The sequence below is a fragment of the Aerosticca soli genome (genome assembly GCF_003967035.1).
GTDB lineage: Bacteria > Pseudomonadota > Gammaproteobacteria > Xanthomonadales > Rhodanobacteraceae > Aerosticca > Aerosticca soli.
Genome location: NZ_AP018560.1, coordinates 1,193,202 through 1,219,396, shown reverse-complemented (window position 1 = coordinate 1,219,396; position 26,195 = coordinate 1,193,202). Strand labels below are relative to the sequence as shown.

Here is a 26,195-nt window from a genome sequence, read left to right as displayed (position 1 = left end):
GTCAGCGGGTCTCCTGCATCAACGCGGCGAAACGGTCGAAGAGATAGCGGATGTCGTGCGGGCCGGGGGCGCCTTCCGGATGGCCCTGGAAGCAGAACGCCGGCCGGTCGGCGAGGGCGAAGCCCTGCAGCGAGCCGTCGAACAGCGAGGTATGGGTGATGCGCGCATGACCCGGCAGCGTCGCCGGATCGACCGCGAAGCCGTGGTTCTGGCTGGTGATCAAGACCCGGCCGTCATCGTGATCCTTCACCGGGTGATTGGCGCCGTGATGGCCGAACTTCATCTTGAGCGTGCGGGCACCGAGCGCCAGACCCATGATCTGGTGCCCCAGGCAAATGCCGAACAGCGGCAGCCCGCGCGCCAGGAACACCCGCGTGGCCTCGATGGCATAGCCACAGGCGGCCGGATCGCCCGGACCATTGGAAAGGAACACGCCGTCGGGCCGCATGGCCAGCACATCCTCCGCCGGTGTCTGCGGCGGCACCACGCGCACCCGGCAGCCGCGCTCGGCCAGAAGCCGTAGGATGTTGCGCTTGATGCCGAAATCGTAGGCGACGACCTCGAAACGAAGCTCCGGACGCCGGCATGCCTGGCGATCGAGATCGTAGAGCCCCTCGTCCCAGACATAGGGCGCGGCCACCCCGACCTCGCGCGCCAGGTCCATGCCGTCCAGGCCGGGGAAAGCGCGCGCCCTGGCCAGGGCGACGCCCTCGTCGACCTCGGCGCCGGCGAGAATGCAGCCGGCCTGCGCGCCTTCATCGCGCAGGATGCGGGTCAGGCGGCGGGTATCGATGCCGGCGATGGCGACCACGCCCTGCCGCTCGAGATAGTGAGCGAGGCTTTCCTCGCTGCGCCAGTTGCTCGCGCGCCGCGGCACGTCGCGCACGATGAGGCCGGCGGCGTGGACACGATCCGATTCGGCATCCACCGCATTGATGCCGGTGTTGCCGATGTGCGGATAGGTGAGCGTGACGATCTGCCGCGCATAGGAAGGGTCGGTCAGGACCTCCTGATAGCCGGTCATCGCAGTATTGAAGACCACTTCGCCGACGGTTGCGCCGGTCGCGCCGACGGCGTGACCGTGGAACACGCTGCCATTGGCGAGGGCGAGCAGAGCGGGCATGGACATGGGGAGAGGCCGCCTTTGGGTGCAGCAAAATCCGCAAGCCACGCTCGGCGGCTTGTGGACCTTGGGGGTCTTGAGGAACGTAAAAGGGCGGGATGCAATGATAGGTGCGCAGCAGCCCTACTGTCCACCGGCGCCGGCACGTGCACGTTAGACTTCGAGAACTTGCATGAAGTCCTGAAGCCTTCCATGAACACCGCCGCCCTGCTCGATCCGGCGCGCCTCGACCGCAGCGACACCGAGGTGCATCTGGAGCCCTTCCCTTTCATGATCGCCCACGGCCAGCTGCCCGACGAGGCGCGCGAGATGCTGGACAGGGATTTCCCGCGCTACGCCAGCGCCGGGTTCTTTCCCTACGATCCGGCCGACTGCGGGCCATCGATACGCGCGCTCGTCGAGCAGTTCACCGCGCCGGCCTTCGCCCGGGCGATCGGCCGCAAGCTCGGTATCGCCGATCTCGAACGCTACCCCACCCTGGTCACCATCTGCCGCTCGCTCAACAAGCGCCACGGCACCATCCATACCGACAGCCGCTCGAAAATCGCCACCGCGCTGCTCTATCTCAACCCGCAATGGCCCGATACCAGCGAGGGCTGTCTGCGCTTCCTGTCGCGGATCGACGACATCGACGCCATGCTGGTACCGGAATTGAAACCGCTGTACGGCGAATTCGCCGTGTTCAAGCGTTGCGACAACTCCTTCCACGGACACCTGCCCTACGCAGGCGAGCGCCGCGTGATCCAGGTCGCCTGGCTCACCAGCGAGGATGAAAAACAACGCAAGACCCAGCGCGGCCGCTTCGCCCGGGCCTTGAAATCCGTGCTCGGCGCACTCGACCGGCGTTTCGGCGCCAAACGCGACCGCAGTGCAGCGCATCCGGATTGAAGCCCACCCTACGCGGGCATGGCGTGCCCGACGAGATAAGCCACGAAGACCGCATAGAAAACGCCCACCGGCACCAGCCAGCGGGCATCCACGCGGCCGCGGCGGAACAGCAACCAGAGCGCGAGAATCGCTGCCGCGGTCAAGACGCCGGCCAGCAGCAGCGACGCATCGAACAGCCACGGCGTGGCAAACAGCGCCAGCGCGCTCGGTACCGTCGCCTGGATCATCATCGCGCCGGAAATGTTGGCCAGCGCCAGCCGCTCCCTGCCCTGGCGCACCCAGATCAGCGCATTCACCGTCTCCGGCAGCTCGGTGGCGACCGGGCTCAAGGCGAGCGCGACCCGATGCGGTGGCCAGTGCCACGCCAGCCCCAGCGCCTCCAGATGGCCGACGAAAACGTGCGAGGCGACCGCGATCACCACCAGTGCCACCCCGGTCTGCACGGCGATGCGCCACCATGCCGGCCGCCCGCTTCGCGGATGCAGCTTGAGCGGGGCCAGCACTTCCGGGTCGGCCTCGGCGCCGGCTTCGCGCAGTTCGCGCCAGACATACAGCGCGTAGGCGGCCAGGAACAGCACGCCGAGCCAGGGCTTCCACGCGAACGCCAGCAGACCCAGGCTGCATTTGGCCGCGAAGATGACCAGGAACCACGCCTGGTCGCGCGCCTGCCGACGATGATCCAGACGCAGGACGTAATCCCGCGGCGACTGGCGCCGGCGCCGCAGCCACACCGCGGCACCGACGATGGCATAGGCCAGCGTGGCCAACACCAGCGGGCCGCCCAGCGCCGCGCCCACGCCGATGTCCTTGCGCGTGGTCGAGGCATCGGACATCACCGCGACGAAGGTCACCGCGCTTTCCGGCAGCGCCGTGCCGAAGGCGGCGAGCACCGTGCCGGTGGCGGTGTCGCCCAGATGCAGGCGCCGCCCCAGCCATTCGACGCCGTTGACGAAATACTCGCAGGCCGCATAGATCGCGCCGGCGGCAAGCAACAAAGCCAAGATCGTGAGCAGCATGCTCGTTCCGGGCCGGGCGGCACTTGACCGATGGCGCGACGACACCGCCGCCCAGCCGGTGGCATGTCGTGGCCAAAGGTCTCGCCGGGCCGTCCATGCGGCCATCCGGACCATGAGGTCTTGCAAACCCCAAGGATGTTGACCCGGATTCCCGCGCCGTGAGCGACGGGATGGCTACTCCCCAATGACGAAGCGGCGCATGCTAGCGGGCGTGCGCCGATGAAACAAGGCGCGCAGGCCGGCGTGCCGCGGCGCTTCAGCCGGCACGCGCGGCCAGCAGGGCATCGAGCGTGTAGCGGCCGGCCGGTTTGCCGGCGAGCCAGTACGCCGCCTCCAGGGCGCCGCGGGCGAAGATCAGGCGATCGGTCGCACGATGGACGAGTTCCAGCCGTTCGCCGGCGGCGAACAGCTGCACGCTGTGTTCGCCGACCACGTCGCCGCCGCGGATCACCGCAAAACCGATGCTGCCCGGACCGCGCGGCCCGGTCTGGCCCTGTCTTGCATAGACGGCCGCCGCCTCCAGCGACGTGCCGCGCGCGGCGGCGGCGGCGGCGCCGAGGGCGAGCGCGGTGCCGGATGGCGCATCGTGCTTGCGCGCGTGGTGGGCTTCCAGGATTTCCAGATCCCACGCGTGCAGTGCGGCGGCAGCCTCGCGCACGAGCCGGATCAACACGGCGATGCCGAGACTGAAATTGGCCGCCTGCAGCACCGGGATGTGCGCGGCGGCAGCCGCCAGCCACGCCTCCTGCGTGGCATCGAAGCCGGTGGTACCGGTCACCAGCGCCGCATGCCGCGCGAGGCACTGCTCGATGAGCGCCGGCAGGGCCGCCGGTGCACTGAAATCGATGACCACGTCGAGCGGGCCGACCGCGGCCCAGTCGCAGTCGTAGCGAAGTCCGGCGTGGTGACCGGCCGGCGCGCCGACACGGCGGGAATCGGCCGACACCAGGGCGCCGGCCAGGGCAAAGCGGGCATCGTCCTCGATGAGGCTGAGCAGGGCCCCACCCATGCGGCCGGAAGCTCCGTGGAGTGCGACCCGCAGCGGTCGGTTCATGGCTTCGACCAACGCACGCAATGAGTCGATGGCCGCATGGTTTTAGGACGCCACCCGCGACCAGAAACGGCGCACGCCGTCGGTCCAGTGCTTGGAACGCGGCGTGTGCTGCTCGGGCGCGCTGTCGGCGAAGGTCGCGTCGAACGCCTCGAGTAGCTCACGCTGTTCGCGACTCAACCGCACCGGCGTCTCCACCACGACCTCGCAGATGAGATCGCCGACCCGCCCGTTCCGCGCCGAACGCACGCCGCGCCCGCGCAGGCGGAACTGCTGGCCGGTCTGGGTTTCGGGCGGAATGCTGATGCGGGCCTCGCCGTCCAGGGTCGGCACGGTCAATTCGGCACCGAGCGCGGCCTGGGCGAAACGGATCGGCACCTCGCAGTAGAGATCGTTGCCCTCGCGATGGAAGATCGGATGCTCGCGCACGCGCACGTCGACGTACATGTCGCCCGGCGGAGCGCCGGCCGGGCCCGCCTCGCCCTGGCCGGTCAGACGGATGCGGTCGCCGTTGTCGATGCCTGCCGGGATCTTGACCGAGAGGCGCCGCGTTTCCTCGAGCCGGCCTTCGCCATGGCAGGCCTGGCACGGGTGTTCGATCACCCGGCCGCTGCCGCCGCAGTGCGGGCAGGTCTGCTGGATCGAGAAGATGCCGTTCTGCATGCGCACGCGGCCATGACCGTGGCAGGTGCGGCAGGTGACCTGCTTGCCATCGGCCGAGCCGGTACCGTTGCAGTGATGGCAGTGGACGTGGGTGGGTATCTCGATGGTCTGCTCGGTGCCGAAGACCGCCTCCTCCAGGCTGAGCTCGAGGACGTAACGCAGATCGGCACCGCGCTGGGCGCGGCCGCGGCCACCGCCCATGCCGAAGATGTCACCGAAGATGTCGCCGAAGATGTCGCCGACGTCGGCAAAACCGGCACCGCGCGCACCGCCCATGCCGGCCTCGAAGGCGGCGTGGCCGTACTGGTCGTACAGGGCGCGGCGGTTGGCATCGGAAAGCACGTCGTAGGCTTCCTTGGCCTCCTTGAACTTCTCCTGCGCCTGCGGATCGTCCGGACAGCGGTCCGGGTGGTACTTCATCGCCAGACGGCGAAAGGCCTTCTTGAGCTCGGCCTCGTCGGCGCTGCGCTCGACGCCCAGAATCTCGTAGTAATCGCGTTTGCTCATGTCCACCCCATGTGGGCTTGCGGAAAGCGAAGAGCGGGCGGCGCGTGATCCGTCGATGCACGCGCCGCCCGCCGTTCAACCCCGCAGGAGCCCGTTCCCCTGGCCCATCATTATTTCTTGTCGTCCTTGACTTCGGTGAACTCCGCGTCCACCACGTCTTCGGACTGCGCGGAGGAAGCCCCCTGCGCACCGCCACCGGCCGCCTGCGGGCCCGCGCCGGCACCACCGCCCTGGGCGGCGGCGAACAGCGGCTGGGCCACCTGCTCGAGCTTGCTGATCTTGGCCTCGATCGCGGCCTTGTCGTCTCCGTCCTTGGCTTTTTCCAGATCCGACAGAGCCTCCTCGATGACACCGATCTGTGCGCCGACCTTGCCGCCGTGCTCCTTGAGCGCGTTGCGGGTGGCATGCACGAGTTGATCGGCCTTGTTGCGGGTGGCCACCAGCTCGTGGAACTTCCTGTCCTCCTCGCGATGCGCCTCGGCATCGGCGACCATGCGCTGGATCTCCTCCTCCGACAGGCCGGAACCGGCCTTGATCTCGATGCGCTGTTCCTTGCCGGTTTTCTTGTCCTTGGCCGAGACGTGCAGGATGCCGTTGGCGTCGATGTCGAAGGTCACCTCGATCTGCGGTACGCCGCGCGGCGCCGGCTCGATGCCGGTCAGGTCGAACTTGCCGAGCGACTTGTTGGCACTGGCGCGCTCGCGCTCACCCTGCAGCACGTGCACGGTGACCGCGGTCTGGTTGTCGTCCGCGGTGGAGAACACCTGCGTGGCCTTGGTCGGCACGGTGGTGTTCTTCTCGATCAGCTTGGTCATCACGCCGCCCATCGTCTCGATGCCGAGCGAGAGCGGAGTGACGTCGAGCAGCAGCACGTCCTTGACTTCACCGCTCAGCACGCCGCCCTGGATCGCCGCGCCGATGGCGACCGCCTCGTCCGGGTTGACGTCCTTGCGCGGCTCCTTGCCGAAGAAATCCTTGACCGCCTCCTGCACCTTGGGCATGCGGGTCTGGCCGCCGACCAGGATCACCTCGTTGATGTCCGACACCCGCAGGCCGGCATCGTTGAGCGCGATCCGGCACGGCTCGATGGTGCGCTTGATGAGGTCCTCCACCAGCGCCTCGAGTTTGGCCCGGGTCAGCTTGATGCTGAGGTGCTTGGGACCGGAGGCATCGGCGGTGATGTAGGGCAGATTGACTTCGGTCTGATGGCTCGAGGACAACTCGATCTTGGCGCGCTCGGCGGCGTCCTTGAGACGCTGCAGGGCGAGCGGGTCCTTGCGCAGGTCGATACCCTGGTCCTTCTGGAACTCATCGACCAGGTAGTCGATCACGCGCTTGTCGAAGTCCTCGCCGCCGAGGAAGGTGTCGCCGTTGGTGGCCAGCACCTCGAACTGCTTCTCGCCATCGACTTCCGCGATCTCGATGATCGACACGTCGAAGGTGCCGCCGCCTAAGTCATAGACCGCGATCTTGCGGTCGCCGCCCTTCTTGTCCAGGCCATAGGCGAGCGCGGCCGCGGTCGGTTCGTTGATGATGCGCTTGACCTCGAGGCCGGCGATGCGGCCGGCGTCCTTGGTGGCCTGGCGCTGGCTGTCGTTGAAGTAGGCCGGCACCGTGATCACCGCTTCGGTGACCGGCTCGCCGAGATAGTCCTCGGCGGTCTTCTTCATCTTCATCAGCACCTTGGCCGAGATCTCCTGCGGCGCCATGCGCTTGCCGTCGCTGGTCTCGACCCAGGCGTCGCCGTTTTCATGCTCGACGATCTTGTAAGGCACCACGTGCAGGTCCTTCTGCACCTCGGGATCCTTGAACTTGCGGCCGATCAGGCGCTTGACCGCATAGAAAGTGTTTTTTGGATTGGTGACCGCCTGGCGCTTGGCCGGCGCGCCGACCAGCACCTCGCCGTCCTTGGTGAAGGCGACGATGGAAGGCGTGGTGCGGTCGCCTTCGGAGTTCTCGATGACCTTGGCCGTGCTGCCTTCCATCACGGCCACGCAGGAATTGGTCGTGCCGAGATCGATGCCGATGATCTTGCCCATGGTGAAATGCTCCCAGAATCGATGCGGCCGGTGGCCGCGACTAGTGGTTCAAATGGTGGCGCGGGGTGGCGATTCAATGCCGATCGGCGCCTTTTTCTGGCCCTTGGCGGCCGGTTACGGCTCCTTGGCCACCGCGACCAGCGCCGGACGCACCAGCCGGTCGTTGAGCACGTACCCCTTCTGCAGCACGTTGACGACCGTACCCGGCTTCTGATCGGGCGCCTCGACCATGCTCACCGCGTGGTGTTTTTCCGGATCGAGCGGTTCGCCGAGCGGGTCGATCGGGCGCAGCCCATGGCTCTCGGCGACCTTGAGCATGGCCTTCAGGGTGAGCTCGATGCCCTCGCGCAGGGCGGCGATGTCGCTGCCCTCGGCGGCCAGACCGCGCTCCAGATTGTCGTAGACCGGCAGCAGGTCGCCCAGTAGCTTCTCGTTGGCGAAGCGTCGCGCCTGTTCCAGGTCACGGTGCAACCGACGTCGCTGGTTTTCCAGTTCGGCCTTTTCGCGCAGCACGGTTTCGCGCAATTCGGCATTGCTCGCCTCCAGTTCGGCCAGCCGCGCCCGCAGCTGCTCGAGCTCGGCCGCCAAGGCCTTGGCCTCCTGCCCGGCAGGCTGGCTGGAGGCGTTTTGGCTGGAGGGTGGCGTCTGCGGTTCATTGGTCTGCATGCGTGTTCTCCATGGACGAACCCACCGGCCCGCCTGTGCGCAGGACCGATCGGCAAAACTGATGACGAATGAAGTGCCGGCCCGGTTATTGGGCCGTCGCGGCCCGATTCAAGGCATCGCTGAGCAGGCCGGCGGTGGCCTGCACCACCGGGATCACGCGCTCGTAGGCCATGCGGGTGGGGCCGATCACCCCGATCGCGCCGAGCAGCCGGCCCTGGGCGCCATAGCTGGCCGTGACCACGCTGCACCCGTCCAGCGCGGCAAAGCCCGATTCCTCGCCGATGAACAGCCGCACGCCCGGCGCCTTGGCGCAGACGTCCATGAGCTGCAACAGCTCGTTCTTCTTCTGGAATGCCTCGAACAATTCGCGCAACCGCTCGAGGTCGGCCAGCTCGGCGTAAGCCATGAGGTTGGTCTGTCCGCTGACCAGCACGTCCTCGCCCTGTCCCTGCGGCGCGAACGAGGCGGCGGCCAGTTCCATCGCATTGGCCAGCAGGCGGTTGAGTTCACTGCCGGCCTCACGCAGCTCGCGCAGCAAATGGGCACGGATGTCGTCCAGGCGCAGACCGGCCAGATGCATATTGATGTAGTTGGCGGCCTGCTCGAGTTCGCGCGCATCCGCGGCATGCGGCAACTGCACGATGCGGTTCTGCACCTGGTTGTCGGAGAACACCAGGATCACCAGCACCCGCGCCTCCCCCAGCGGCACGAAATCGATGTGCCGCAACGGGAAATCGGCCTGGCGCGGCAGGGTCACCACGCCGGCGAAATGGGTGACCGCGGACAGCAGCGAGGAGGCATTGCCGAGCAGGTCGCGCACGGTGGCCGGTGGCGGCGGCAGCTCGCGTTTGAGCCGCGCCATCTCCTCCTCGGGCAGCGGCTGCAGTTCGATCAGGCTGTCGACGAACAGGCGCAGCCCACGCGGCGTCGGCACCCGTCCGGCCGAGGTGTGCGGTGAAGCGACCAGGCCGGCCTCCTCCAGGTCCGCCATGATGTTGCGGATGGTCGCCGGGCTGACCTCCAGCCCCGACGAACGCGCAAGCGTACGCGAGCCGACCGGCTCGCCGTCGGCCAAGTATTGCGCGATGAGCGTGCGCAACAGGCGTCGCGCCCGGGCATCGAGACTATGACCGGTGAAATCGGGCATGGTCGGCATATCCTGGAAAGTGCGCCAAGGAATAAGGTCTGGCGACGCGCTTTGCAAGGCACCCGCGCCCCGCCGCCGGCGGATGGCTCCCGTACAATCGCAGCCTTTCCATGCCGTCGCGAGACCATGCTCACCTCGCTCTATGTCCGCCACTTCGCCGTCGTCGAGGAAGCCGAGATCGGCTTCGGCCCCGGCATGACCGTGGTCAGCGGCGAGACCGGCGCCGGCAAGTCGCTGCTGGTGGATGCCCTGCTGCTGCTCTCCGGCGCGCGCGCCGACAGCGGCATGGTGCGTGCCGGCTGCGAACGGGCGGAGCTTGCCGCCGAGTTCGATCTCTCCGCCCTGCCCGAGGCGCGCGAGTGGCTGCGGCAGGAAGCCCTGGACGAGGACGAGACCTGCCGGCTGCGCCGAGTGATCCGCAGCGAGGGCAGCTCGCGGGCCTGGATCAACGGCCGCCCGGCCAGTCTGGCCCAGCTCGGCGAACTGGCCGGGCGGCTGATCGAGATCCACGGCCAACACGAGCACCAGGCCCTGCTCTCGCGGAGCCATCAGCTTGCCCTGCTCGATGCCTATGCCGGGCATGCGGAACTCGTGCAGCGCGTGCGCCGGCTGGCCCAGGAAGGCCGTGCGCTGGAGACGCAGATCCGTGCGCTCCAGGGCGAGGAAGATCACGCATCCCATCTGGCCCTGCGCCGCCACGAGCTCACCGAGCTCGAACGCTGGGCGCTGGCGCCCGACGCGCTGGCCGAGCTCGAGGCCCGGCAGCGACGGCTGGCCAATGCCGGCCGCCTTGCCGAGGGTATCGCCCATCTCGGTGAGCTGCTCGACGGCGAGGGCGAACTCGCCCTGCGTCGCACGCTGGCCCGCGCCCAGGGCGAACTTACGCGACTGGTCGCGCTCGATGCGCGGCTCGAACCCTGGCGCGAACTCATCGACGGCGCCGCGATCGCGGTGGACGAGGCCGCCGATGCCCTGCGCCGTTATCTCGACGAGGTCGACCTCGACCCCGCCCGCCTCGCCGAGGCCGAGGAACATCTCGCCCGTCTGCATGAACTGGCCCGCCGGCATCGGCGTCCGGTCGATGAACTTGGCGAGCGCGCCAATGAACTGCGCACCGAGCTCGAGGCGCTGGAACAGGCGCTCGCCGGGCTCGATGCGCGCCTGGCCGAGCGCGATCGCCTGCGCCGCGACTACGCCCTCGCCGCCGCCGAGCTCGGCGCCTCGCGACGGGCCGCGGCCGCACGCCTGGCCGCCGACGTCAGTGCGCTGATGGCCGAGCTCGGCATGCCCGGCGGCCGCTTCGAGGTGATGCTCGAGACGCATGGCGAGGACACGTCGCTGGATCTGCTGGGGCGCGAACGCTGCGAGTTTCTGGTCAGCGCCAACCCCGGCCAGCCGCCGCGCCCCCTGCGCAAGGTCGCCTCCGGCGGCGAGCTCGCCCGGATCAGCCTGGCCATCGAGGTCGCCACGCTCGGCAAGGACAGCGTCGGCACCATGGTGTTCGACGAGGTCGACAGCGGCATCGGCGGCGCCGTCGCCGAAGTGGTGGGCCAGAAGCTGCGCGCGCTCGGTAGTCGACGCCAGGTGCTGTGCGTGACGCATCTGCCCCAGGTCGCGGCGCAGGGCCACACCCATCTCAAGGTGAGCAAGGAAAACGTCGGCGGCCAGACCCGCACCGTGATCACCCGCCTCGACGAGGCCGGGCGCGCGGAAGAACTCGCGCGCATGCTGGGCGGGCTCGAAATCACCGCCGAGACACGTGCCCATGCCCGGCAGATGCTCGAGCGCGCCCAGGCAGATTGAAAAAAACGCTCACCCCGGCGGGCGCGGCAGCAGCCCGCGTTCGACCGCCAGCCGGTAGAGATCCAGCTCCGAACCCGCACCGAGCTTGCCCATCAGGCTGGCGCGATGGATGTAGACCGTTTTCTGGCCGACGCCGAGCTCGGCGGCCGCCTGCTTGGGCGTCCGTCCGGCGGCCAGCAGCAGGAACACCTCGCGCTCGCGAGCGGTGAGTCGCGCCAGCGGATCCAGCGCCGCGGCCGGCCGGGCCGCACGGCGCTGGCGCAGGTCCGAACTCAAGAAACACGTCCCGTCCATCACCGCCCGCAGACCGGCGATGAGTTCCTCCGGCGCCGTGCCCTTGGTGACGTAACCGCTCGCGCCACGGCGCAGCGCCTCGGTCACGTAGGGCTCGCTGTCATGCATGCTGAGCACCACGATGCGGGTGGCCGGCGCCACGCTGCGCAGGTGCTCGAGCAGCGGCAGCCCGCTGCCGTCGGGCAGGGAAAGATCCAGCGCGACCAGGTCCGGCCGATGCTGGCCGATCGCCTCGACAGCCTCTTCCGCGCAGCGGCATTCGGCCACGACGACGAAATCCGCCTCCTGCTCGATGAGCCGCTTGAAGCCCTCGCGCACGATCGCATGGTCATCGACCAGAACAATGCTGCACATGGTCTGAAAAATCCGCCGTCCGGGAAGCCGCAAGTCCACATGTACCATTCCGGCATGTCCGCGAAAAGCCCGCCCTCGCGCCTTGAAGGCCCCCTGTCGGGCGCGGTCTATGCCCTGTTGTGGTTTGCCCTCGGGCCCGCCGAGCGGTTCCGCTGGATGCTGCCGTTCGGGCTGCGCTTCGCGGTGCTGCTGGTCACGCCGCTGCGGCAATGGCCCTGGCTGCTCGGGGGCGAGCTGGTCGCCACGGCGCTGGTCGATCTTCACACTGTCCATCGAGGATGGGACTGGCTGACCTTCCTGGCCGGCGATCTGCCGGTGCCGCTGACTGTCGCCGCGGTGCTCGCCATCCTGCGTCGCGCGAGCCTGCGGGCCAGCCTGCGCACGCCGGAAGACACCACGCGCCTTTTCTTGTCGATCGTGCTGGCGATCGCGGCGACCGCCGCCGTGGAAGCGACCACCTTGTCGCTGATCCACCAGGTCGCCGTCTCAGACATGATCTGGAACTGGCTCGGCCAGCAGATGCTCGACCATTACGTCGGCACCTTGCTGGTGGCGCCGCTGGTGGTCATGCTGGCCCGCGCACGCCCCAGTCCGCGCGCACTGGCCGCGCTGCTCATGGACGGCATGCTGGTCATGCTGCCGACCATCGCCCTCCTGCTCATGCTGGCAAGACACGGCGCCCCGCAGCCGCAGCTGGCCCGCGTGCTCGCCCTCGCCCCGGTGCTGTTCTTCGCCTTCAGGCACGGATGGCGCGGCGCCAGCCTGGCGCTGTCGATCACCAGCCTGACGCTGGCGACGGTCGACCACAGCCTGGGCCGGCCGGTGGAGACCTTCAGCCACCTGTTTCTCGCCATTGCCGGCACCGGCGCGCTGATGCTGGGCTCGGCCTGCGATGCCTTGCGCCGCACCAGCGTACGCCTGGCCGAGCAGAACCGGCGCCTGGAAGCCGCCAATCGCCGGCTGGACCGGCTGACCCGCCAACTGCGCCAGGCCGCGCGCGGCAACCTGCAGAGCGAGGAAAACCTGCGCCGCCATCTGGCGGCCGAACTGCACGACGAATTCGGCCAGAACATCGCCGCCATCCAGACCCGGCTCAAGCTCGTCGAAGGTCGCCTGCGCAGCGCCGGCATCGACGATCTGGGCACCTCGATCCACGCCATCCTGGTGCACATGCGCCGCGTGCTGCATCGGGTGATGGACGATCTGCGGCCCGCCGTGCTCGACGAGTTCGGCCTGTTCCGCGCCCTCGAGGAAGGGCCGATCCGCGAACTCCTGCACGCCGCGGGCATGCAGTACACCTGCCAGCTGCACGGCGACGCCCGTCTGCTGGACGAGGAAACCGGCAACACCATCTATCGGCTGGTCCAGGAAAGCGCGACCAATGCAGTCCGTCATGCCGGCGCCGGCTCTTTTCGCTTCAGGCTGCGCATAGGTCGGCGCCATGGCGCCGTGCTCGCCCTGCTCGACATTCGCGATGACGGCGTGGGCCTGCCCGAGCCCCTGCCTCGCGGCGGCCGGGGCCTGCAAGGGATGCGCGACCGCGTCCTGGCCTTGGGCGGCCTATTTACGGTGCGCCGCGAGAGCGCCGGCACCCATCTGCGCATCCTTCTGGTGGGACAGCCACCCCCGTCATGGCAAAGGGGCCGGGACTAGGAATTTTTCCGATACCGGCGACGTGAAAGGCCCGTTAGCATTGTGTCATCGATGTGGGGGAGCCATCACCGCGAGGTGATGCGTCAGGACAGCCGTGGGGACGGCGGGTCCTGAAGGGAATGGCAGGAGCCGTTCCACCGGTCGCAGGAAGCCTCGAACACGGCGAGCAATTCGCGTTTCAGGCAACGTGCAACCGGCCAGCCGTGGGAGGACAGGAGTCCACCCGCGGCTTTTTTCTGTCCGCTATTTCGGACGCTTGGCCCGTACGTAGAGGACCAGGCTGTGGTCCTCGAGCACGTAACCGTGCTTGGCCGCGATCTCCCGCTGCAGGCGTTCGATCTCCTCGCTGACGAACTCGATCACCTTGCCGGTGTCGACGTCGATCATGTGGTCATGGTGACGACCGCGGTCCAGCTCGTAGACGGCCTGGCCGCCCTCGAAATTGTGCTTGATCAGGATGCCGGCCGCCTCGAACTGGGTCAGCACCCGGTAGACGGTGGCAAGGCCGATGTCTTCCTGGTCCGCCAGGAGCCGCTTGTAGATGTCTTCGGCCGTGAAATGACGCTCGCCATCTTCCTCGAAGAGCTGCAGGATGCGCATGCGCGGGTGGGTCACCTTGAGGCCGACCCGACGCAATTCGCGCGATTCCTGTTCCATTGCGTTTCCCCGCGACGCCGACATCGGCGGCTAGTGTATCATCCGGCCGTTGAGGATCCGGGATGCATGCCGTATGCACAAGTCGCTTCGCACGCTTGGCCCTGCCCTGCTCGCCATGGCGCTGGCGGGCTGTCATCTGGTCTATGTCCCGGACATCCATCAGGGCAACCTGCTGGACAAAAAGGCGGTCGACCAGCTCAAGCCGGGCATGACCAAGCGGCAGGTGCTCGTGCTCTTGGGCTCGCCTTCCGTGGTCTCGCCGTTCGATCAGGATCACTGGAACTACGTTTCCACCCAGCAGCACCGCGGCGGACCGATCACCATCCGCAGCTTCAAGCTGACCTTCAACAACGACACGCTTGCCCGCACCGAGGGTGATTTCTTCGCGCCCGATGCCGAGCAGCTGCTCAAGGCCAGCGAGAAATACCGCGCGACCTACCCGGTCGAGGAAACCCAGGGCGACAAGAGCACCTCCGGCGGCGGCAGCAGCGGCAGTGACGGCGGCCAGGGCACCGACAAGCCGTAAGGCGAGCGGCTAACGTGCGGCGCGCCGGCGGCGTGCTTCGCGCGGGTCGCACATGAGCGGCCGGTAGATTTCCAGCCGATCGCCGTCGGCAAGCCGATGATCGGGAGCGACCGGTCGGGCATGGATGCCTACCCGCCAGGGCATCGCAAGGTCACGCCACCCCGCCAGGGCGATCGCCTCGACCGCGGTGGTTCCGGCCGGGACCAGCAAACTTTTTTTCTGCTGGATCTGCGGACCGGCGAAAACGACCTCGATGGTGAGCTGCGCCTCAGCCATAGACTTGCCGGGCCGCCTTGCTGAAATCATCCACCATGCGGTTGGCCAAGGCCTGAAAGCCCAACCGCAGCGCGCTGGCACCGAGCCCCGTGTATTCAAAGTCCAGCGCCAGAGAGACCTTGCAGCCATCCTCACCGAGCGGCTGGAACGCCCACAGCCCCTCGAGATGGCTGAAAGGACCACGCACCAGTTGCATGTGCAGCCGCAGCGGGCGCTCGGCACGATTGCGCGTGGTGAAGCTCTGACGCAGCCCCGCGAACTTGAGATCGAGCCGCACGACCTGCATATCGCCCTGCGCCTCCAGGATTTTTGCGGCGGCACACCAGGCAAAACGCTTCGGATATGCTTCAACGTCATTGACCAGGTCGAACATCTGCGCCGCCGAATAACCCACCAGCGCGCTGCGACGGATCTCGATCACGTCTCCTCCATCGATCTCATCGCGACCGCTTCGGACGCGACAGCAGCGGCTAGTGTAACGACATGGCGAAAGCGAAGGACAAAGCCGGCGCAGGTGGCACCATCGCGCTCAACAAGCGCGCCCGGCACGAGTACCACATCGACCGGCGCTACGAGGCGGGCATCGCGCTCCAGGGCTGGGAAGTCAAAGCCCTGCGGGCCGGACGGATCAACTTCGGCGACAGCTACGCCATCGTCAGCAAGGGCGAGATCTACCTCTTCGGTGCCTCGATCCCACCGCTGATCAGCGCATCCACCCACGTCGTCGCCGACGACCGCCGCACCCGCAAGCTGCTGTTGCATCGCGAGGAGATCGATCAGTTGATCGGCGCCGTCGAGCGCAAGGGATACACCCTGATTCCCATCGCCATGTACTGGAAGGGCAACAAGGTCAAGGTCGAGATCGGTCTGGCGCGCGGCAAGCAAGCCCATGACAAGCGCGAGAGCGAGAAAGAACGCGACTGGCAGCGCGAGAAGCAACGCACATTGCGAGCGCACAATCGCGCAGCCTGAGCCTTGAACTTGGCTATCGATGCCGCATATAGTGCCTTGTCTGGTTCCATCGTTTCCCCGGGGGTGTCATGGCTTCGACGGGGGTAGTGAGATGGTCCGGTGCATGCCGAGGGGGCAGCTTTCCTCGTAAATCCAGCGGCAAAAAACAGACGCCAACGACGACGTCTACGCTCTGGCCGCTTAAGGCCTAGCCCCGAACCCACGCGTGCCCGTGCGTGTGGATGTAGGGTCATCATCACGGGATCGCCCGATGCCGCCGCCTGTCGACATCGGGTCAAATCAAGCAGGCTGGTCTTCCGGCGCGCTTCGCACGTCGTGCTGCCGAAGACGAGATCCAACGGCGTGCTAAGCATGTAGGACCGGGCGTCAAGCGCCTTCGGACGGCGGTTCGACTCCGCCCACCTCCACCAATAATGAAACCCCAACCGTTCTCGGTTGGGGTTTTTTCTTGTCTGATCGCGCCGGTTCCCGCGTGTTGTTGGGGGTTCCTGCGGAAGCCTGCGGACTTCGCCGGTCGGCGTCTCGGCCCGTTCCGGGCCACATTCCACTCTCTCCTGGTCATTCCTCGCTCCGACCTCGCTCCCTGAAACTGGCCCGAAGTCCGCAAAGGCCATAAGGCAGCGCCATACAGATCAAAGAGTTACGCGCGGTCGAATCGAGCGCTTGGATTGCAGCATCGGGTGGCGAAGGAAACGCTGTGGTTGCGTTTTGTCGGTAGCTGTCGAGTTCTACCGGCACATTGCAACACGGATGGGATGCACCTGGATGGCTGACAGCAGAGATCATTTGTCACGACAACGTCCGGACAAGTACAATAAGGGCATTCAAGATCAGTCCGGAGGGGCACCATGAGCACCCTGAATCTTCCAAAAACCGAACGCATCGACGTTCGTGCCAGTACGCCGGTCAAGCAGCTGCTGCAGGAGGCCGCGCGCGCCTGCCACAAGAACGTCAGCGAGTTCCTGCTCGACGCAGGCGTGACGGCAGCCGCGCAGACGCTGGCGGATCGTCGCCAGTTCGTGCTCGACGAGGCGCAGTGGCAGGCGTTCCAGGAAGCGCTGGATCGGCCGGTAAAAGCCAAGCCGCGCCTGAAAAAGTTGCTGCGTGAACCTGGGGTGCTGGGTTGAGCAATGGCTACTCACCCGTTCGAAAGCTGGCGGCGACGGATCAGGTCGATGCGTTCGACTGCGGCCAGGCCGCGCTGAACCAGTTCCTGCAGCGCTACGCGCTCGTCAACCAGAAAGCCAACAGCGCGCAGACCTACGTCTGCTGCCAGAGCGACGTGGTGGTCGGCTTCTACAGCCTCGCCGTCGGCAGTGTCGATCCGGAGGCCGCGCCGGCAAGAGTGATGAAGGGGCTGGCGCGTCACCCGGTACCGGTCATGATCCTGGCCCGGCTCGCGGTGGACAAGGCGCATCAGCGCAAAGGTCTGGGCCAGGCCTTGCTCAAGGATGCGCTGCTGCGCACCGCACAGGCCGCCGACATCGCCGGCATTCGCTGCCTGCTGGTCCATGCCAAGGACGATGCGGCGCGGCAGTGGTACGAATGGTGGGAATTCGAGCCCAGCCCGACTGACCCGTACCATCTGTTCCTGATGCTCAAGGATCTCAAGGGCATGTTGAGCTGAGGTGCATCTTCGCCTCAGAGACCGACTCTTTCGCGCTGCTCATCCCACAGCGCCGGCGGATCAACCGCCAAGCCGAACAACAACCTGTGCTCGTCGAGACCCTGCTGCTCTTGCGCCGCGAGGAGTTCGACGAACTGCTCTACCGTGCCGCCGAACGCGGAGCCGAGCGCCTGCTGCCCCACCTTGGCCTGGAAAACGGCCACGCCGCGCGTAACATCGGCGAACTGCGCGACCTGCTCGAAGCCTGCCGCGAGGCCCGCCGCAGGGTCTGGCAGACCACCGGCATCCTGGCCGCGCTGCTGGTGAGGCCGCCATCAAGTTGAAGCTGATGGGAGGCCCGCAATGATCGAGACACTGAACCGCCCCGACTTTCTTGGAGGCCGTTTGGTTTGAGTCAGCCGCCTAGGCCTGACCGGCTTGTTGCCGATGTAAGCCGCTTCGGCTTCCGCTGACGGGACGCGCCCGATCGGCCCCAGCGACTTGCCGCTGGTGGGCAAGTGCGACGAATGCCCAGGCGAGATGGCGAGATGGTCCGGGTTATCGAGGGCTCGTAACCCACGTGGCGTTTCTAGCCTGACAGCCGGCCTCCGCCAGGTGGACGTAGTCGCGCCGATCCGGCTGGCTCGCCGCCAACACCAGCGTGTCGACCTGCCAGTGCACGGCAGGTACCGGCAGCGTCGGCAGTCGTTCCCGTCGGCCATAGGCGATGGTCAGATGCGGCACGAACGGCCGCATCGGCATCGGCAGCCCTGCGCTGTCCCGCAAGATCTGCCACAGGCTTTGGCGCAAGGCCGGCAACGCTGGCGGCGGACGGCCGGTGAGTACCCAGGGCGGGCGTGGGGCGGGGAAACTCGTCGCAAGGTCCAGCGTCCACACGAACGGCGACAGCTCGACGGCAGCGAGAGCAGCAGTCGCCGCCTCGACGATCGCCGGTGCAGGACGGGCAAAGTTGCCGAGGAAGACCAGCGTGGCGTGATAGCGCACGGCATCCACCCAGCGTGCCGGGGGAAGCTGGTGCCGTCCGCGCAGCCAGGCCGTCGTATCGGCCACGGACCGACGCACCGACGGCGACGGCCACAGGGCGATGAACAGGCGCAGGCTCATCGTGGCCGACCGATGGCCTCACAGACAGGCGAGCAGTACCGGCACGACGATGCCGGCCAGCACGATCGCACTGACGCGCCACGGCCGGCGCGTGTAGCGATAGGCGAGGTAGACACCGGTCGCGACGGACAACGCGAGCGCGAAAGAGATCAGCGCGAAGAAGAGCTTCATCGGCCATAGCACGCGGGCCGGGGGCGTTCTCGCCTCGGTACGGGGACGGGATGCCGCAGCCTGCCGGTCGCCCTCCCCCGACGCCGGCTTGGCCTCGGAGGGTGGCCGCCGCGGCGCGGCGAGGAATTGTTTCTTGTGCAGCATGCCCAGACTGGCCAGCCAGGCCGGCGGTTGATAGCCGCCATCCTTGGCCGGCATGTGCAGGTCGTACGTCTGCAGTCCGCCGGTGATGGCGAAAAAAAGCAACATCGGCGCACTGAAGACGCCGAGATACAGATGCAGCAGTCGGGCGAACGCCAGCACTCGGATGCGCATGCGAATTATTCTCGATTGAATCCGGCCACTCTACCAAGTGAACGAACGCGCGGACAAGCCGCGCGCCGACGCGCAATGAGCTTCAGGCTTCGGCAAATGGAAAGGCGAGCACGTCGGCGATGGCGTCGGTACCCAGCATGCCCATCAGCAGGCGATCCACGCCGAGCGCCACGCCGGCGCTGTCGGGCAGCGCGTCCAGCACGGCGAGCAGACGTTCGTCGATCGGCATCGCGCGTTGTCCACGCGCACGACGGCGCGCGTTGTCGCGTTCGAAACGCAGGCGCTGTTCGGCGGCGTCATTGAGTTCGTGGTAGCCGTTGGCCAGCTCCTGCGGGCCGAGATAGACCTCGAAACGCTCGGCCACCGGCGGCGTGTCGGGGCGAAGGCGCGCGAGGGCGCACTGGCCGGCCGGATAGTCGCAGATCACGGTGAGGCGATCGTACGGGAAGGCCGGCTGCAGTCGATGGGTGAGCAGCAGATCGAGCCAGTCGTCGCGTTCGAGCCCGCGCGGATCGATCCGGTCGCGCAGCGGCGCGGCCAGCGTGTCGATGTCCGCGGTCAGCGGGTCGAGCCCCAGGTTTTCCAGGAACAGCGCGCGATAAGTCATCGTGCGCACCTCGGCCCGTCGACCGACCAGGGCGAGCGCAGCCTGCACCAGGTCAACGGTTTCCCCGGCCAGCCGCCGGTGGTCCCAGCCGACGCGATACCACTCAAGCAGCGTGAATTCCGGGTTGTGGCGTTTGCCTGACTCGCCGTCGCGGAACACCCGGCCGAGCTCGTAACAGTCGCCGAGCCCCGCGGCGAGCAGGCGCTTCAAGGGAAACTCCGGCGAGGTGCGCAGCCAGCGCTCGCGCTCGCCGGCATCGGCGTGGCCGCTGAAACGGGTGACGAAGCTTTCGATATTCGGATCGGTGTTGGCGGCGGCGGAGAGGATCGGGGTTTCCACTTCCAGCACGCCGCGCGCGGCAAAGAACTCGCGGATCAACGCATACAGCCGCGCACGCAGGCGCAGCGCGGCGAAGGTCTGGGCGCTCACCGACCTTGGCCGTGTTCGGCAAGCAGCGCGAGCAGACGCGCCTCGTCCCAGACCGGCACGCCGAGCTCGCGCGCCTTGTCGAGCTTGGAACCGGCCTCCTCGCCGGCGACCACGAAGCTGGTCTTCTTCGACACCGAGCCGGCGACCTTGGCGCCAAGCGCTTCCAGCCGGTCCTTGGCTTCCTCGCGAGTGAGCGAGGCCAGCGTGCCGGTGAGCACCACGGTCTGGCCGGCGAGCGGCGCCTGCACGGCTTTCGCGGCCGCCGGGATCGCGTCGAGCAGAGTGTGCATGGCCTCCTCCGCCGCGCGCAGGCGCGCCAGGGCACGGGGATGCTCCAGATGACGGGCCAGGGCATAGGCCGCAGACGCCGACAGGCCGGCAGCGACCCAGCCGCTTTCACCGGCCGCGAGCAAGGCCTCCAGCGTGGAGAAATGCCTGACCAGTTGCCTCGTGCTGCGCGAGCCGAGCTTGGGAATGCGCTCGGCGTCGAGCAGGACGCCCAGATCCAGCCGCTCGCGCAGTCGCGGATCGGGGGCATGCTCGTCGGCAAGCTCGATGCCGGCCTCGAGCAGCGCATCGACCACCTGCTGGTTGCCGCGCTGGGCGAAGAAACCGGCGATGGAGGCGGCCACTTCCTCGCCGATGTCGGGCAGCACCCGCAGCACCGGCGCCGGCATGCTGCGCACGAAGGCCAGCCGGCCCAACCAGGTGGCCAAGGTCTTGGCCGTGCTTTCGCCGATGTGCATGATGCCGAGCGCGTACAGAAAGCGCGCCAGCGTGGTGCGCTTGCTTGCCGCGATCGCATCGAGCAGGTTCTCCGCCCACTTGCTCGCCACCCTGCCCTGCCTGACCGTCTCCGGCGTGGTGCCCTGCCGCTCGTCGAGACGGCGCTTCATTTCCAGCAGGTCGCCCAGCTTCAGCCGATAGAGGTCCGCCGGCGTGCGCACGTAGCCGAGATCGACCAGGGCATCGACCAGGCGTTCGCCCAGGCCCTCGATGTCCATCGCCCGACGCGAGGCGAAGTGCAGCAGGGCCTCCTTGCGCTGGGCCGCACACACGAGGCCGCCGGTGCAGCGCCAAGCCGCCTCGCCTTCCTTGCGCAGCAGCGTGGAGCCACAGACCGGGCAGTGCGTGGGCATGTGCCACGGCCTGGCCTGCGGCGGCCGGCGCTCGGTCACCACGCGCACCACCTCGGGGATTACGTCGCCGGCGCGGCGCACGATCACGGTATCGCCCACCCGCACGTCCAGCCGCGCGACCTGGTCGGCGTTGTGCAAGGTGGCATTGGTGACGGTGACCCCGGCCACCTGCACGGGTTTGAGCCGCGCCACCGGCGTGGCGGCGCCGGTGCGGCCGATCTGGATCTCGATCGCCTCCACCGTGGTCATCTGTTCCTCGGCCGGAAACTTGTGCGCCAACGCCCAGCGCGGCGCGCGCGCGACGAATCCCATCGCCTGCTGGCCGGCATAGTCGTCGAGCTTGTAGACCACGCCGTCGATGTCGTACGGCAGGCTGTCGCGTTTGGCGCCGATGCGCCGGTAATAGGCGATGAGCCCTTCGAAACCACGCGCCAGGTCGACTTCCGCCGGCACCGGAAAGCCGAACTCTCGCAGCTTCATCAAGGTGGCCGAATGGGTCGGCGGCAACGTCCAACCCGCCACTTCGCCGATGCCATAGGCGTAGAAGCTGAGCTTGCGCCGCGCGGTGACCGCCGGGTCGAGCTGACGCAACGAGCCGGCCGCGCCGTTGCGCGGATTGGCCAGCGTCTTCTCGCCGTGACGCAGCGCGTAGGCATTGAAGGCCTCGAAATCCTTGCGCAGCATGACCACCTCGCCGCGCACCTCGAGCACGCGCGGACGGCAATCCCCGCGCAATCTGAGCGGGATCGAGCGCACCGTGCGCAGGTTGGCGGTGACGTCCTCGCCGGTGGTGCCGTCGCCGCGCGTGGCGCCGAGCACGAACACGCCGTCCTCGTAACGCAGGCTGATCGCCAGACCGTCGAGCTTGGGTTCCACGGAGAACACCGGATCGCGCCGGTCGAGCGTCTGTTCGATCCGCTGCACGAACTCGGCCACCTCGCGAAAACGCGTGCGGTCGTCCTCGCCAGGCTGCTCGAAAGCGTTGTTCAGCGAGAGCATCGGAATGGCGTGATGCACCTCGGCAAAACCGCCCTGCACGCGCGCGCCGACCGTACGCGTGGGCGAGTCGGGGGTAGCCAGCGCCGGGTATTCGGCCTCCAGCGCCTGCAATTCGCGCATCAGGCGGTCGTACTCGGCGTCGGGGATGTCCGGATCGTCGAGCACGTAGTAGCGGTAGTTGGCATCCTCGATACGCGCGCGCAATGCGGCGGCGCGCGCGGCGATCTCGTCAGGCACGGCGGCATTCGGGGAGGTGCGGCTCATCCCGCGAGTGTAAACCGCGTGCACTGCGCCGAGCTCTCCAGCGACCGGCCTTCAGCGATGCCACGCTCCGGCCGCCTCGGGCTGCCATTCGATGGCCACCACTTGGAGCCGCCGCCGGTGCCCGCCGGGCATGGGCCAATCGATCGACTGGCCGATCCGCAGGCCGAGCAAAGCGCTACCGACGGGAGCCAGGATCGACACCGTCCCCGGCGCGCCGGCGGCGGAAGGGTAGACCAGCTCGACCACCTGCCGGTCACCCTGGGCATCCTCGAAACAGACCCGCGAATGCATGGTGACCACGTCGGGCGGCATCTCCTGCGGCTCGCGCACGTCGGCGCGATCGAGTTCGGCCCGTAGTGCGGCGTGTTGCTGCGCCTCGGCGGCAGGCAATTGGTCCAGACAGGCTTCGATGCGCTCGAGGTCAAGCCGGGACAGGATGATGGGCGGTAACGACATGAACGGACTCCTCGAAAGCCATGCGACCACGCGATAGCGCATGGCAGACGCAAGAACGGCCGGCCTGCCGAGGGGAGAAGTTCGGCCTCGGCACGCCGGGCGGTGCGAAGATGCCTTGGGCGGCATGGCGGATGGTGGTGATCGATGCGGGTGGTGGGACTGGCGGGATTCGAACCCACGACCTGTCGCTTAGGAGGCGACCGCTCTATCCAGCTGAGCTACAGCCCCGCGACCGATCCTGCAAAGGATAAGCGGTCGCGTCGCGGAAAGCGAAAGACCGAGCGGCCAAACGCGCCCATCCTGTGCCACCCAGCTCCGGCAGACGCAAAGAGCACGGAGGCGAACCCAGCCCTGCCGGCGGGTCTGCATGGGCCGCGCACGCATGCCATAATGGCCCGCGACAGCCGCCAGCCGGCCGGCCCCACCCCTGATGCGGAGCAACGAATGGCCCTAGCCATCCGCGACGTGCGCGAGCACGACCTGGATGCCGTCCTGGCGCTGAACAATACCGCCGGCCGTTCCATCCTGGCACTGGACGCCGAGCGGCTGCGCTATTTCTACGACTGCGCCGACTATTTCCGTGTGGCCGAGATCGACGGCCAGCTCGCCGGCTTTCTGATCGCCCTGCGCGAGGGCAGCGATTACGCCAGCAGCAACTACCGCTGGTTCGCCACGCATTACCCTTCGTTCGTCTATATCGACCGCATCGTCATCGCCAACGCCTATCGCCGGCACGGCCTGGGACGCGTGTTCTATTGCGACGTGACCAGCTTCGCCGAGGTGCGCGTACCCTTGCTCACCTGCGAAGTCTTTCTGGAGCCGCGCGACGACGTGGTGCTGCTGTTCCACGGCACTTACGGCTTTCAGGAGGTCGGTCAGCAGCGCATGCCCGCGGCCGGCCCGCTGGTGAGCCTGCTGGCCAAGGAACTGCCGAGCTTCGCCTACGTGCGCGAAACCTATCTCGACCATGGCGGCCTGCCCGCCGAGCCCTGGCTGGCCGAACGGCAGCGTCCCGCCCACAGCGGACCATCGGTGGGAGAGACCCATTCATGAACGCCAGACCCGAAACCGGCGAGGTATGCGACCTGCGCTTCGGCCAGGTCGGCATCGCCAGCGTGCGCGTGCGACGGGCCGACGCCGCCGCCCTGTACGAAGAACTGGAGCGGCGCGTGCGCGCGGCGCCGCAGCTGTTCGCACGTGCCGCGGTGGTGCTGGACCTTTCCCACTTCCTGGACCTGCCCGACGAGGGCACCGTGGACGCGCTGCTCGAAGCGGTCCGCAGCGCCGGCATGCTACCGGTGGGCCTGGCCTACGGCACCAGCGCCACCGAGGCGCTGGCGCGGCGCATGGGCCTGCCGTTGATCGCCAAGTTCCGCGCCGCCTACGAGCCGGCCCAGCCGCACCGGGACGACAACACACCCGCCCAGGCACCGGCGGCACCCGCGCCGGCGCCGCCTGCCCCGTCGGTCATGGAAGCCGGCCTGGGCGCGCAGTATCACGACGGCACGGTGCGCTCGGGCCAGCAGATCTATGCCCGTGACCGCGACCTGGTCGTGGTCGGCGCCGTGGCCAATGGCGCCGAGATCATCGCCGACGGCTCCATCCACGTCTACGGCAGCCTGCGCGGGCGCGCCATGGCCGGCGCCCAGGGCGATACTGCCGCACGCATCCATGTCAGCGATTTCCGCGCGGAGCTGGTGGCCATCGCCGGCCATTACCGCGTGTTCGAGCAGATCCCCGAGGATCTTGCGGGCCATGCCGTGCAATGCCGGCTGGATGGGGAAAAACTGCTGCTCACCCGGCTCTGAAAAACCGGCCTTGCGCAGCCATCGTCAACTTCGGAGAGCAAGCTCTTGACTGCAGAAATCATCGTTGTCACGTCCGGCAAGGGCGGCGTCGGCAAGACCACCACCAGCGCCTCGCTGGCCACCGGCCTGGCCATGGCCAGCAAGAAGGTCGCCGTGATCGACTTCGACGTCGGCCTGCGCAACCTCGACCTCATCATGGGCTGCGAGCGGCGGGTGGTGTACGACTTCGTCAACGTGATCCACGGCGAGGCCGCGCTCAAGCAGGCGCTGATCAAGGACAAGCGCATCGAGAACCTGTTCGTGCTCGCCGCCAGTCAGACCCGCGACAAGGACGCCCTGACCCCCGAAGGGGTCGAGAAAGTCCTGGACGAGCTCGATCGCGAAGGGTTCGACTACGTGGTCTGCGACTCTCCGGCCGGCATCGAGAAAGGTGCGCACCTGGCCATGTATTTCGCCCATCGCGCCGTGGTGGTGGTGAACCCGGAAGTCTCCTCGGTGCGCGACTCGGATCGCATTCTCGGCCTGCTCGCCAGCAAGACGCGACGTGCCGAGCGTGGCGAGGGCACGGTGGCCCAGCACCTGCTGCTGACCCGCTACAACCCCGCGCGGGTGGCCGCCGGCGAGATGCTGAGCATCAAGGACGTGGAGGAAATCCTCGGCCTGCCGGTGGTCGGCGTGATCCCCGAATCGGAGAACGTGCTGGCCGCCTCCAACGCCGGCGTGCCGGTGATCCTGGACGAGAACTCCAATGCCGGCCAGGCCTACCGCGACACCGTCGCCCGCCTGCTCGGCGAGGAGCGTCCGCTGCGCTTTCTCGAGGTCCCCAAGAAAGGCTTCTTCCAGCGCGTCTTCGGAGGCTGACGGCCATGGGCATACTCGACTTCCTGAAGCGCCGACCCGAACCGAGCGCCGCCGTGGCCAAGGAGCGTCTGCGCATCATCGTCGCGCAGGAGCGCTCCACCCGCGGCGCGCCCGACTATCTGCCGCTGCTGCGCAACGAGCTGCTCGAGGTGATCCGCAAGTACGTCAACGTCGACATCGAGGCGATCAGCATCAACGTCGAACGCGACAGCGGCCACGAAGTGCTGGAGCTCTCGGTCGCGCTGCCGGAAGGCAAGCCGGGGCCGACAGCGGTTCCTTGAGAAGGCTTCCGCCGCCGGGCATCGGATGAACGATCGCGTCTCACCCGCGGTGCTGCGCCTGGCCGACCTCGGCTTTAAGGCGCCTGCCGCCCTGCTCGCCCGCTACGGGCTCACCCTGGTCCGGGTGCCCGACGGCGAATCCATTCCGGGCAGTTACTGGGGCGAAGCGGAAGCCGGGATCATCGGCACCTGCGTTTATGCCCGCGCCGACACGCCGGTGCATTCTTTGCTGCACGAGGCCTGTCACCTGCTGGTACTGCCGCCCGAACGGCGTGCGTCCGTGCATACGGACGCCACCGATTCCATCGAGGAAGAAGACGCCGCCTGCTGCCTGCAGATCCTGCTCGCCGATGCCCTGCCCGGCGTCGGCGGCGAGCGCCTGATGGCCGACATGGATGCCTGGGGTTACACCTTCAGGCTCGGGTCGGCGCGGGCCTGGTTTCTGGACGATGCCGCCGAAGCCCGGGCCTTCCTCGCCGCACGCGGCCTGCCCTGAGCG

At 67.7% G+C, this 26,195-nt stretch carries 29 protein-coding genes, 1 tRNA gene, 1 other RNA gene and 1 riboswitch; of the genes, 14 read left to right on the top strand and 17 right to left on the bottom strand.

The features are described from left to right. Window position 1 precedes the first annotated feature (1 nt). On the bottom strand, window positions 2–1,129 hold the full coding sequence (carA, locus tag ALSL_RS05695; protein WP_126537272.1) for a glutamine-hydrolyzing carbamoyl-phosphate synthase small subunit: 1,128 nt from the start codon (window positions 1,127–1,129) through the stop codon (window positions 2–4). 186 nt (window positions 1,130–1,315) lie between these two features. On the opposite strand from carA, the gene ALSL_RS05690 reads away from it, so the two are divergent. Beyond that, a complete protein-coding gene (locus ALSL_RS05690) occupies window positions 1,316–2,011 on the top strand; it encodes a 2OG-Fe(II) oxygenase (protein WP_126537270.1) in 696 nt (231 codons plus the stop codon). An 8-nt stretch (window positions 2,012–2,019) separates the two neighbouring features. Here the strand turns inward: ALSL_RS05690 and ALSL_RS05685 are convergent, their stop codons facing one another. The 6 genes from ALSL_RS05685 to hrcA form a co-directional block, all read right to left on the bottom strand. Further along, entirely contained in the window at window positions 2,020–3,027 is a 1,008-nt protein-coding gene (locus ALSL_RS05685; protein WP_126537268.1) for a sodium:calcium antiporter, read from the bottom strand. Window positions 3,028–3,041: 14 nt separating this feature from the next. Continuing rightward, window positions 3,042–3,222, bottom strand: a riboswitch (yybP-ykoY riboswitch). A gap of 61 nt (window positions 3,223–3,283) precedes the next feature. Beyond that, entirely contained in the window at window positions 3,284–4,081 is a 798-nt protein-coding gene (dapB, locus tag ALSL_RS05680; RefSeq protein ID WP_126537266.1) for a 4-hydroxy-tetrahydrodipicolinate reductase, read from the bottom strand. A 42-nt stretch (window positions 4,082–4,123) separates the two neighbouring features. Then, window positions 4,124–5,248: a molecular chaperone DnaJ gene (dnaJ, locus tag ALSL_RS05675; protein WP_126537264.1), complete on the bottom strand. Its 1,125-nt coding sequence runs from the start codon at window positions 5,246–5,248 to the stop codon at window positions 4,124–4,126. Between the two features lie 110 nt (window positions 5,249–5,358). Next, on the bottom strand, window positions 5,359–7,287 hold the full coding sequence (gene dnaK / locus ALSL_RS05670; protein WP_126537262.1) for a molecular chaperone DnaK: 1,929 nt from the start codon (window positions 7,285–7,287) through the stop codon (window positions 5,359–5,361). 114 nt (window positions 7,288–7,401) lie between these two features. Then, on the bottom strand, window positions 7,402–7,953 hold the full coding sequence (gene grpE, locus ALSL_RS05665) for a nucleotide exchange factor GrpE (RefSeq protein WP_126537260.1): 552 nt from the start codon (window positions 7,951–7,953) through the stop codon (window positions 7,402–7,404). Between the two features lie 85 nt (window positions 7,954–8,038). Beyond that, the gene (hrcA, locus tag ALSL_RS05660) at window positions 8,039–9,100 is read right to left on the bottom strand and encodes a heat-inducible transcriptional repressor HrcA (protein WP_126537258.1); all 1,062 of its coding nucleotides are present in this window, start codon (window positions 9,098–9,100) and stop codon (window positions 8,039–8,041) included. A gap of 126 nt (window positions 9,101–9,226) precedes the next feature. Here hrcA and recN point away from each other — a divergent pair, with 126 nt between their 5' ends. Further along, window positions 9,227–10,903, top strand: a complete 1,677-nt coding sequence (recN, locus tag ALSL_RS05655; protein WP_126537256.1) for a DNA repair protein RecN — start codon at window positions 9,227–9,229, stop codon at window positions 10,901–10,903. Window positions 10,904–10,912: 9 nt separating this feature from the next. Here recN and ALSL_RS05650 read toward each other — a convergent pair whose 3' ends face one another. Continuing rightward, window positions 10,913–11,551: a response regulator transcription factor gene (locus ALSL_RS05650; RefSeq protein WP_126537254.1), complete on the bottom strand. Its 639-nt coding sequence runs from the start codon at window positions 11,549–11,551 to the stop codon at window positions 10,913–10,915. A 54-nt stretch (window positions 11,552–11,605) separates the two neighbouring features. Here ALSL_RS05650 and ALSL_RS05645 point away from each other — a divergent pair, with 54 nt between their 5' ends. Beyond that, on the top strand, window positions 11,606–13,204 hold the full coding sequence (locus tag ALSL_RS05645) for an MASE1 domain-containing sensor histidine kinase (RefSeq protein ID WP_126537252.1): 1,599 nt from the start codon (window positions 11,606–11,608) through the stop codon (window positions 13,202–13,204). Window positions 13,205–13,447: 243 nt separating this feature from the next. On the opposite strand, the gene fur is transcribed toward ALSL_RS05645, so the two are convergent. Beyond that, complete coding sequence (fur, locus tag ALSL_RS05640) at window positions 13,448–13,861, bottom strand: ferric iron uptake transcriptional regulator (RefSeq protein ID WP_126537250.1); 414 nt, start codon at window positions 13,859–13,861, stop codon at window positions 13,448–13,450. 73 nt (window positions 13,862–13,934) lie between these two features. Here fur and ALSL_RS05635 point away from each other — a divergent pair, with 73 nt between their 5' ends. Beyond that, window positions 13,935–14,387: an outer membrane protein assembly factor BamE gene (locus ALSL_RS05635; protein WP_126537248.1), complete on the top strand. Its 453-nt coding sequence runs from the start codon at window positions 13,935–13,937 to the stop codon at window positions 14,385–14,387. A gap of 9 nt (window positions 14,388–14,396) precedes the next feature. Here the strand turns inward: ALSL_RS05635 and ALSL_RS05630 are convergent, their stop codons facing one another. Together ALSL_RS05630 and ALSL_RS05625 are read right to left on the bottom strand one after the other, a co-directional pair. Continuing rightward, window positions 14,397–14,663 (bottom strand): RnfH family protein, encoded by a 267-nt coding sequence (locus ALSL_RS05630; protein ID WP_126537246.1) that lies wholly within the window; start codon window positions 14,661–14,663, stop codon window positions 14,397–14,399. Further along, a complete protein-coding gene (locus tag ALSL_RS05625; RefSeq protein WP_126537244.1) occupies window positions 14,656–15,084 on the bottom strand; it encodes a type II toxin-antitoxin system RatA family toxin in 429 nt (142 codons plus the stop codon). The genes ALSL_RS05630 and ALSL_RS05625 overlap by 8 nt, the downstream gene beginning before the upstream one ends. A 62-nt stretch (window positions 15,085–15,146) precedes the next feature. On the opposite strand from ALSL_RS05625, the gene smpB reads away from it, so the two are divergent. From smpB to ALSL_RS05595, 5 genes are all read left to right on the top strand, one after another. Then, complete coding sequence (gene smpB, locus ALSL_RS05620; protein WP_126537242.1) at window positions 15,147–15,635, top strand: SsrA-binding protein SmpB; 489 nt, start codon at window positions 15,147–15,149, stop codon at window positions 15,633–15,635. Between the two features lie 59 nt (window positions 15,636–15,694). Beyond that, window positions 15,695–16,045, top strand: a transfer-messenger RNA (tmRNA) gene (gene ssrA, locus ALSL_RS05615). 438 nt (window positions 16,046–16,483) lie between these two features. Continuing rightward, window positions 16,484–16,762, top strand: coding sequence for a type II toxin-antitoxin system TacA family antitoxin (locus ALSL_RS05610; protein WP_126537240.1), 279 nt, complete (start codon window positions 16,484–16,486; stop codon window positions 16,760–16,762). Continuing rightward, a complete protein-coding gene (locus ALSL_RS05605) occupies window positions 16,759–17,262 on the top strand; it encodes a GNAT family N-acetyltransferase (RefSeq protein WP_126537238.1) in 504 nt (167 codons plus the stop codon). The genes ALSL_RS05610 and ALSL_RS05605 overlap by 4 nt, the downstream gene beginning before the upstream one ends. Window positions 17,263–17,348: 86 nt before the next feature. Further along, window positions 17,349–17,585: a DUF6127 family protein gene (locus tag ALSL_RS05595; protein WP_231700304.1), complete on the top strand. Its 237-nt coding sequence runs from the start codon at window positions 17,349–17,351 to the stop codon at window positions 17,583–17,585. A gap of 214 nt (window positions 17,586–17,799) precedes the next feature. Here the strand turns inward: ALSL_RS05595 and thpR are convergent, their stop codons facing one another. The 6 genes from thpR to ALSL_RS05565 all read right to left on the bottom strand — a co-directional run bounded on the left by thpR (window position 17,800) and on the right by ALSL_RS05565 (window position 22,974). Further along, on the bottom strand, window positions 17,800–18,366 hold the full coding sequence (gene thpR, locus ALSL_RS05590; protein ID WP_126537236.1) for an RNA 2',3'-cyclic phosphodiesterase: 567 nt from the start codon (window positions 18,364–18,366) through the stop codon (window positions 17,800–17,802). Between the two features lie 18 nt (window positions 18,367–18,384). Then, window positions 18,385–18,852, bottom strand: a complete 468-nt coding sequence (locus ALSL_RS05585; RefSeq protein WP_231700303.1) for a PepSY domain-containing protein — start codon at window positions 18,850–18,852, stop codon at window positions 18,385–18,387. An 82-nt stretch (window positions 18,853–18,934) separates the two neighbouring features. Further along, a complete protein-coding gene (epmA, locus tag ALSL_RS05580) occupies window positions 18,935–19,888 on the bottom strand; it encodes an EF-P lysine aminoacylase EpmA (protein ID WP_126537232.1) in 954 nt (317 codons plus the stop codon). Next, entirely contained in the window at window positions 19,885–22,290 is a 2,406-nt protein-coding gene (gene ligA, locus ALSL_RS05575; RefSeq protein ID WP_126537230.1) for an NAD-dependent DNA ligase LigA, read from the bottom strand. The genes epmA and ligA overlap by 4 nt, the downstream gene beginning before the upstream one ends. A gap of 51 nt (window positions 22,291–22,341) precedes the next feature. Then, complete coding sequence (rnk, locus tag ALSL_RS05570) at window positions 22,342–22,746, bottom strand: nucleoside diphosphate kinase regulator (protein ID WP_126537228.1); 405 nt, start codon at window positions 22,744–22,746, stop codon at window positions 22,342–22,344. A 151-nt stretch (window positions 22,747–22,897) separates the two neighbouring features. After that, window positions 22,898–22,974: transfer RNA gene (locus tag ALSL_RS05565), tRNA-Arg, on the bottom strand. A gap of 216 nt (window positions 22,975–23,190) precedes the next feature. Here ALSL_RS05565 and ALSL_RS05560 point away from each other — a divergent pair. Genes ALSL_RS05560 through ALSL_RS05540 form a run of 5 tightly spaced genes read left to right on the top strand, consistent with a single transcriptional unit; the run spans window position 23,191 to window position 26,192 of the window. Then, on the top strand, window positions 23,191–23,799 hold the full coding sequence (locus ALSL_RS05560; RefSeq protein ID WP_126537226.1) for a GNAT family N-acetyltransferase: 609 nt from the start codon (window positions 23,191–23,193) through the stop codon (window positions 23,797–23,799). Continuing rightward, window positions 23,796–24,554, top strand: coding sequence for a septum site-determining protein MinC (minC, locus tag ALSL_RS05555; RefSeq protein ID WP_126537224.1), 759 nt, complete (start codon window positions 23,796–23,798; stop codon window positions 24,552–24,554). The genes ALSL_RS05560 and minC overlap by 4 nt, the downstream gene beginning before the upstream one ends. Window positions 24,555–24,599: 45 nt before the next feature. Then, window positions 24,600–25,415: a septum site-determining protein MinD gene (gene minD, locus ALSL_RS05550; protein WP_126537222.1), complete on the top strand. Its 816-nt coding sequence runs from the start codon at window positions 24,600–24,602 to the stop codon at window positions 25,413–25,415. Between the two features lie 5 nt (window positions 25,416–25,420). Continuing rightward, window positions 25,421–25,696 (top strand): cell division topological specificity factor MinE, encoded by a 276-nt coding sequence (minE, locus tag ALSL_RS05545; protein WP_126537220.1) that lies wholly within the window; start codon window positions 25,421–25,423, stop codon window positions 25,694–25,696. Window positions 25,697–25,721: 25 nt separating this feature from the next. Next, window positions 25,722–26,192: a hypothetical protein gene (locus ALSL_RS05540; protein ID WP_126537218.1), complete on the top strand. Its 471-nt coding sequence runs from the start codon at window positions 25,722–25,724 to the stop codon at window positions 26,190–26,192. Window positions 26,193–26,195 lie beyond the last annotated feature (3 nt).

Bases quoted from the DNA above. Each gene is read 5' to 3' on its own strand.
- carA (WP_126537272.1), bottom strand. From the start codon at position 1,129: ATGTCCATGCCCGCTCTGCTCGCCCTCGCCAATGGCAGCGTGTTCCAC.
- minC (WP_126537224.1), top strand. From the start codon at position 23,796: ATGAACGCCAGACCCGAAACCGGCGAGGTATGCGACCTGCGCTTCGGC.
- ALSL_RS05645 (WP_126537252.1), top strand. From the start codon at position 11,606: ATGTCCGCGAAAAGCCCGCCCTCGCGCCTTGAAGGCCCCCTGTCGGGC.
- ALSL_RS05685 (WP_126537268.1), bottom strand. From the start codon at position 3,027: ATGCTGCTCACGATCTTGGCTTTGTTGCTTGCCGCCGGCGCGATCTAT.
- ALSL_RS05585 (WP_231700303.1), bottom strand. From the start codon at position 18,852: ATGCGCATCCGAGTGCTGGCGTTCGCCCGACTGCTGCATCTGTATCTC.
- dnaK (WP_126537262.1), bottom strand. From the start codon at position 7,287: ATGGGCAAGATCATCGGCATCGATCTCGGCACGACCAATTCCTGCGTG.
- ligA (WP_126537230.1), bottom strand. From the start codon at position 22,290: ATGAGCCGCACCTCCCCGAATGCCGCCGTGCCTGACGAGATCGCCGCG.
- fur (WP_126537250.1), bottom strand. From the start codon at position 13,861: ATGGAACAGGAATCGCGCGAATTGCGTCGGGTCGGCCTCAAGGTGACC.
- ALSL_RS05650 (WP_126537254.1), bottom strand. From the start codon at position 11,551: ATGTGCAGCATTGTTCTGGTCGATGACCATGCGATCGTGCGCGAGGGC.
- dnaJ (WP_126537264.1), bottom strand. From the start codon at position 5,248: ATGAGCAAACGCGATTACTACGAGATTCTGGGCGTCGAGCGCAGCGCC.
- ALSL_RS05635 (WP_126537248.1), top strand. From the start codon at position 13,935: ATGCACAAGTCGCTTCGCACGCTTGGCCCTGCCCTGCTCGCCATGGCG.
- minE (WP_126537220.1), top strand. From the start codon at position 25,421: ATGGGCATACTCGACTTCCTGAAGCGCCGACCCGAACCGAGCGCCGCC.
- ALSL_RS05630 (WP_126537246.1), bottom strand. From the start codon at position 14,663: ATGGCTGAGGCGCAGCTCACCATCGAGGTCGTTTTCGCCGGTCCGCAG.
- recN (WP_126537256.1), top strand. From the start codon at position 9,227: ATGCTCACCTCGCTCTATGTCCGCCACTTCGCCGTCGTCGAGGAAGCC.
- ALSL_RS05690 (WP_126537270.1), top strand. From the start codon at position 1,316: ATGAACACCGCCGCCCTGCTCGATCCGGCGCGCCTCGACCGCAGCGAC.
- hrcA (WP_126537258.1), bottom strand. From the start codon at position 9,100: ATGCCCGATTTCACCGGTCATAGTCTCGATGCCCGGGCGCGACGCCTG.
- smpB (WP_126537242.1), top strand. From the start codon at position 15,147: ATGGCGAAAGCGAAGGACAAAGCCGGCGCAGGTGGCACCATCGCGCTC.
- ALSL_RS05560 (WP_126537226.1), top strand. From the start codon at position 23,191: ATGGCCCTAGCCATCCGCGACGTGCGCGAGCACGACCTGGATGCCGTC.
- grpE (WP_126537260.1), bottom strand. From the start codon at position 7,953: ATGCAGACCAATGAACCGCAGACGCCACCCTCCAGCCAAAACGCCTCC.
- thpR (WP_126537236.1), bottom strand. From the start codon at position 18,366: ATGAGCCTGCGCCTGTTCATCGCCCTGTGGCCGTCGCCGTCGGTGCGT.
- dapB (WP_126537266.1), bottom strand. From the start codon at position 4,081: ATGAACCGACCGCTGCGGGTCGCACTCCACGGAGCTTCCGGCCGCATG.
- ALSL_RS05610 (WP_126537240.1), top strand. From the start codon at position 16,484: ATGAGCACCCTGAATCTTCCAAAAACCGAACGCATCGACGTTCGTGCC.
- ALSL_RS05540 (WP_126537218.1), top strand. From the start codon at position 25,722: ATGAACGATCGCGTCTCACCCGCGGTGCTGCGCCTGGCCGACCTCGGC.
- rnk (WP_126537228.1), bottom strand. From the start codon at position 22,746: ATGTCGTTACCGCCCATCATCCTGTCCCGGCTTGACCTCGAGCGCATC.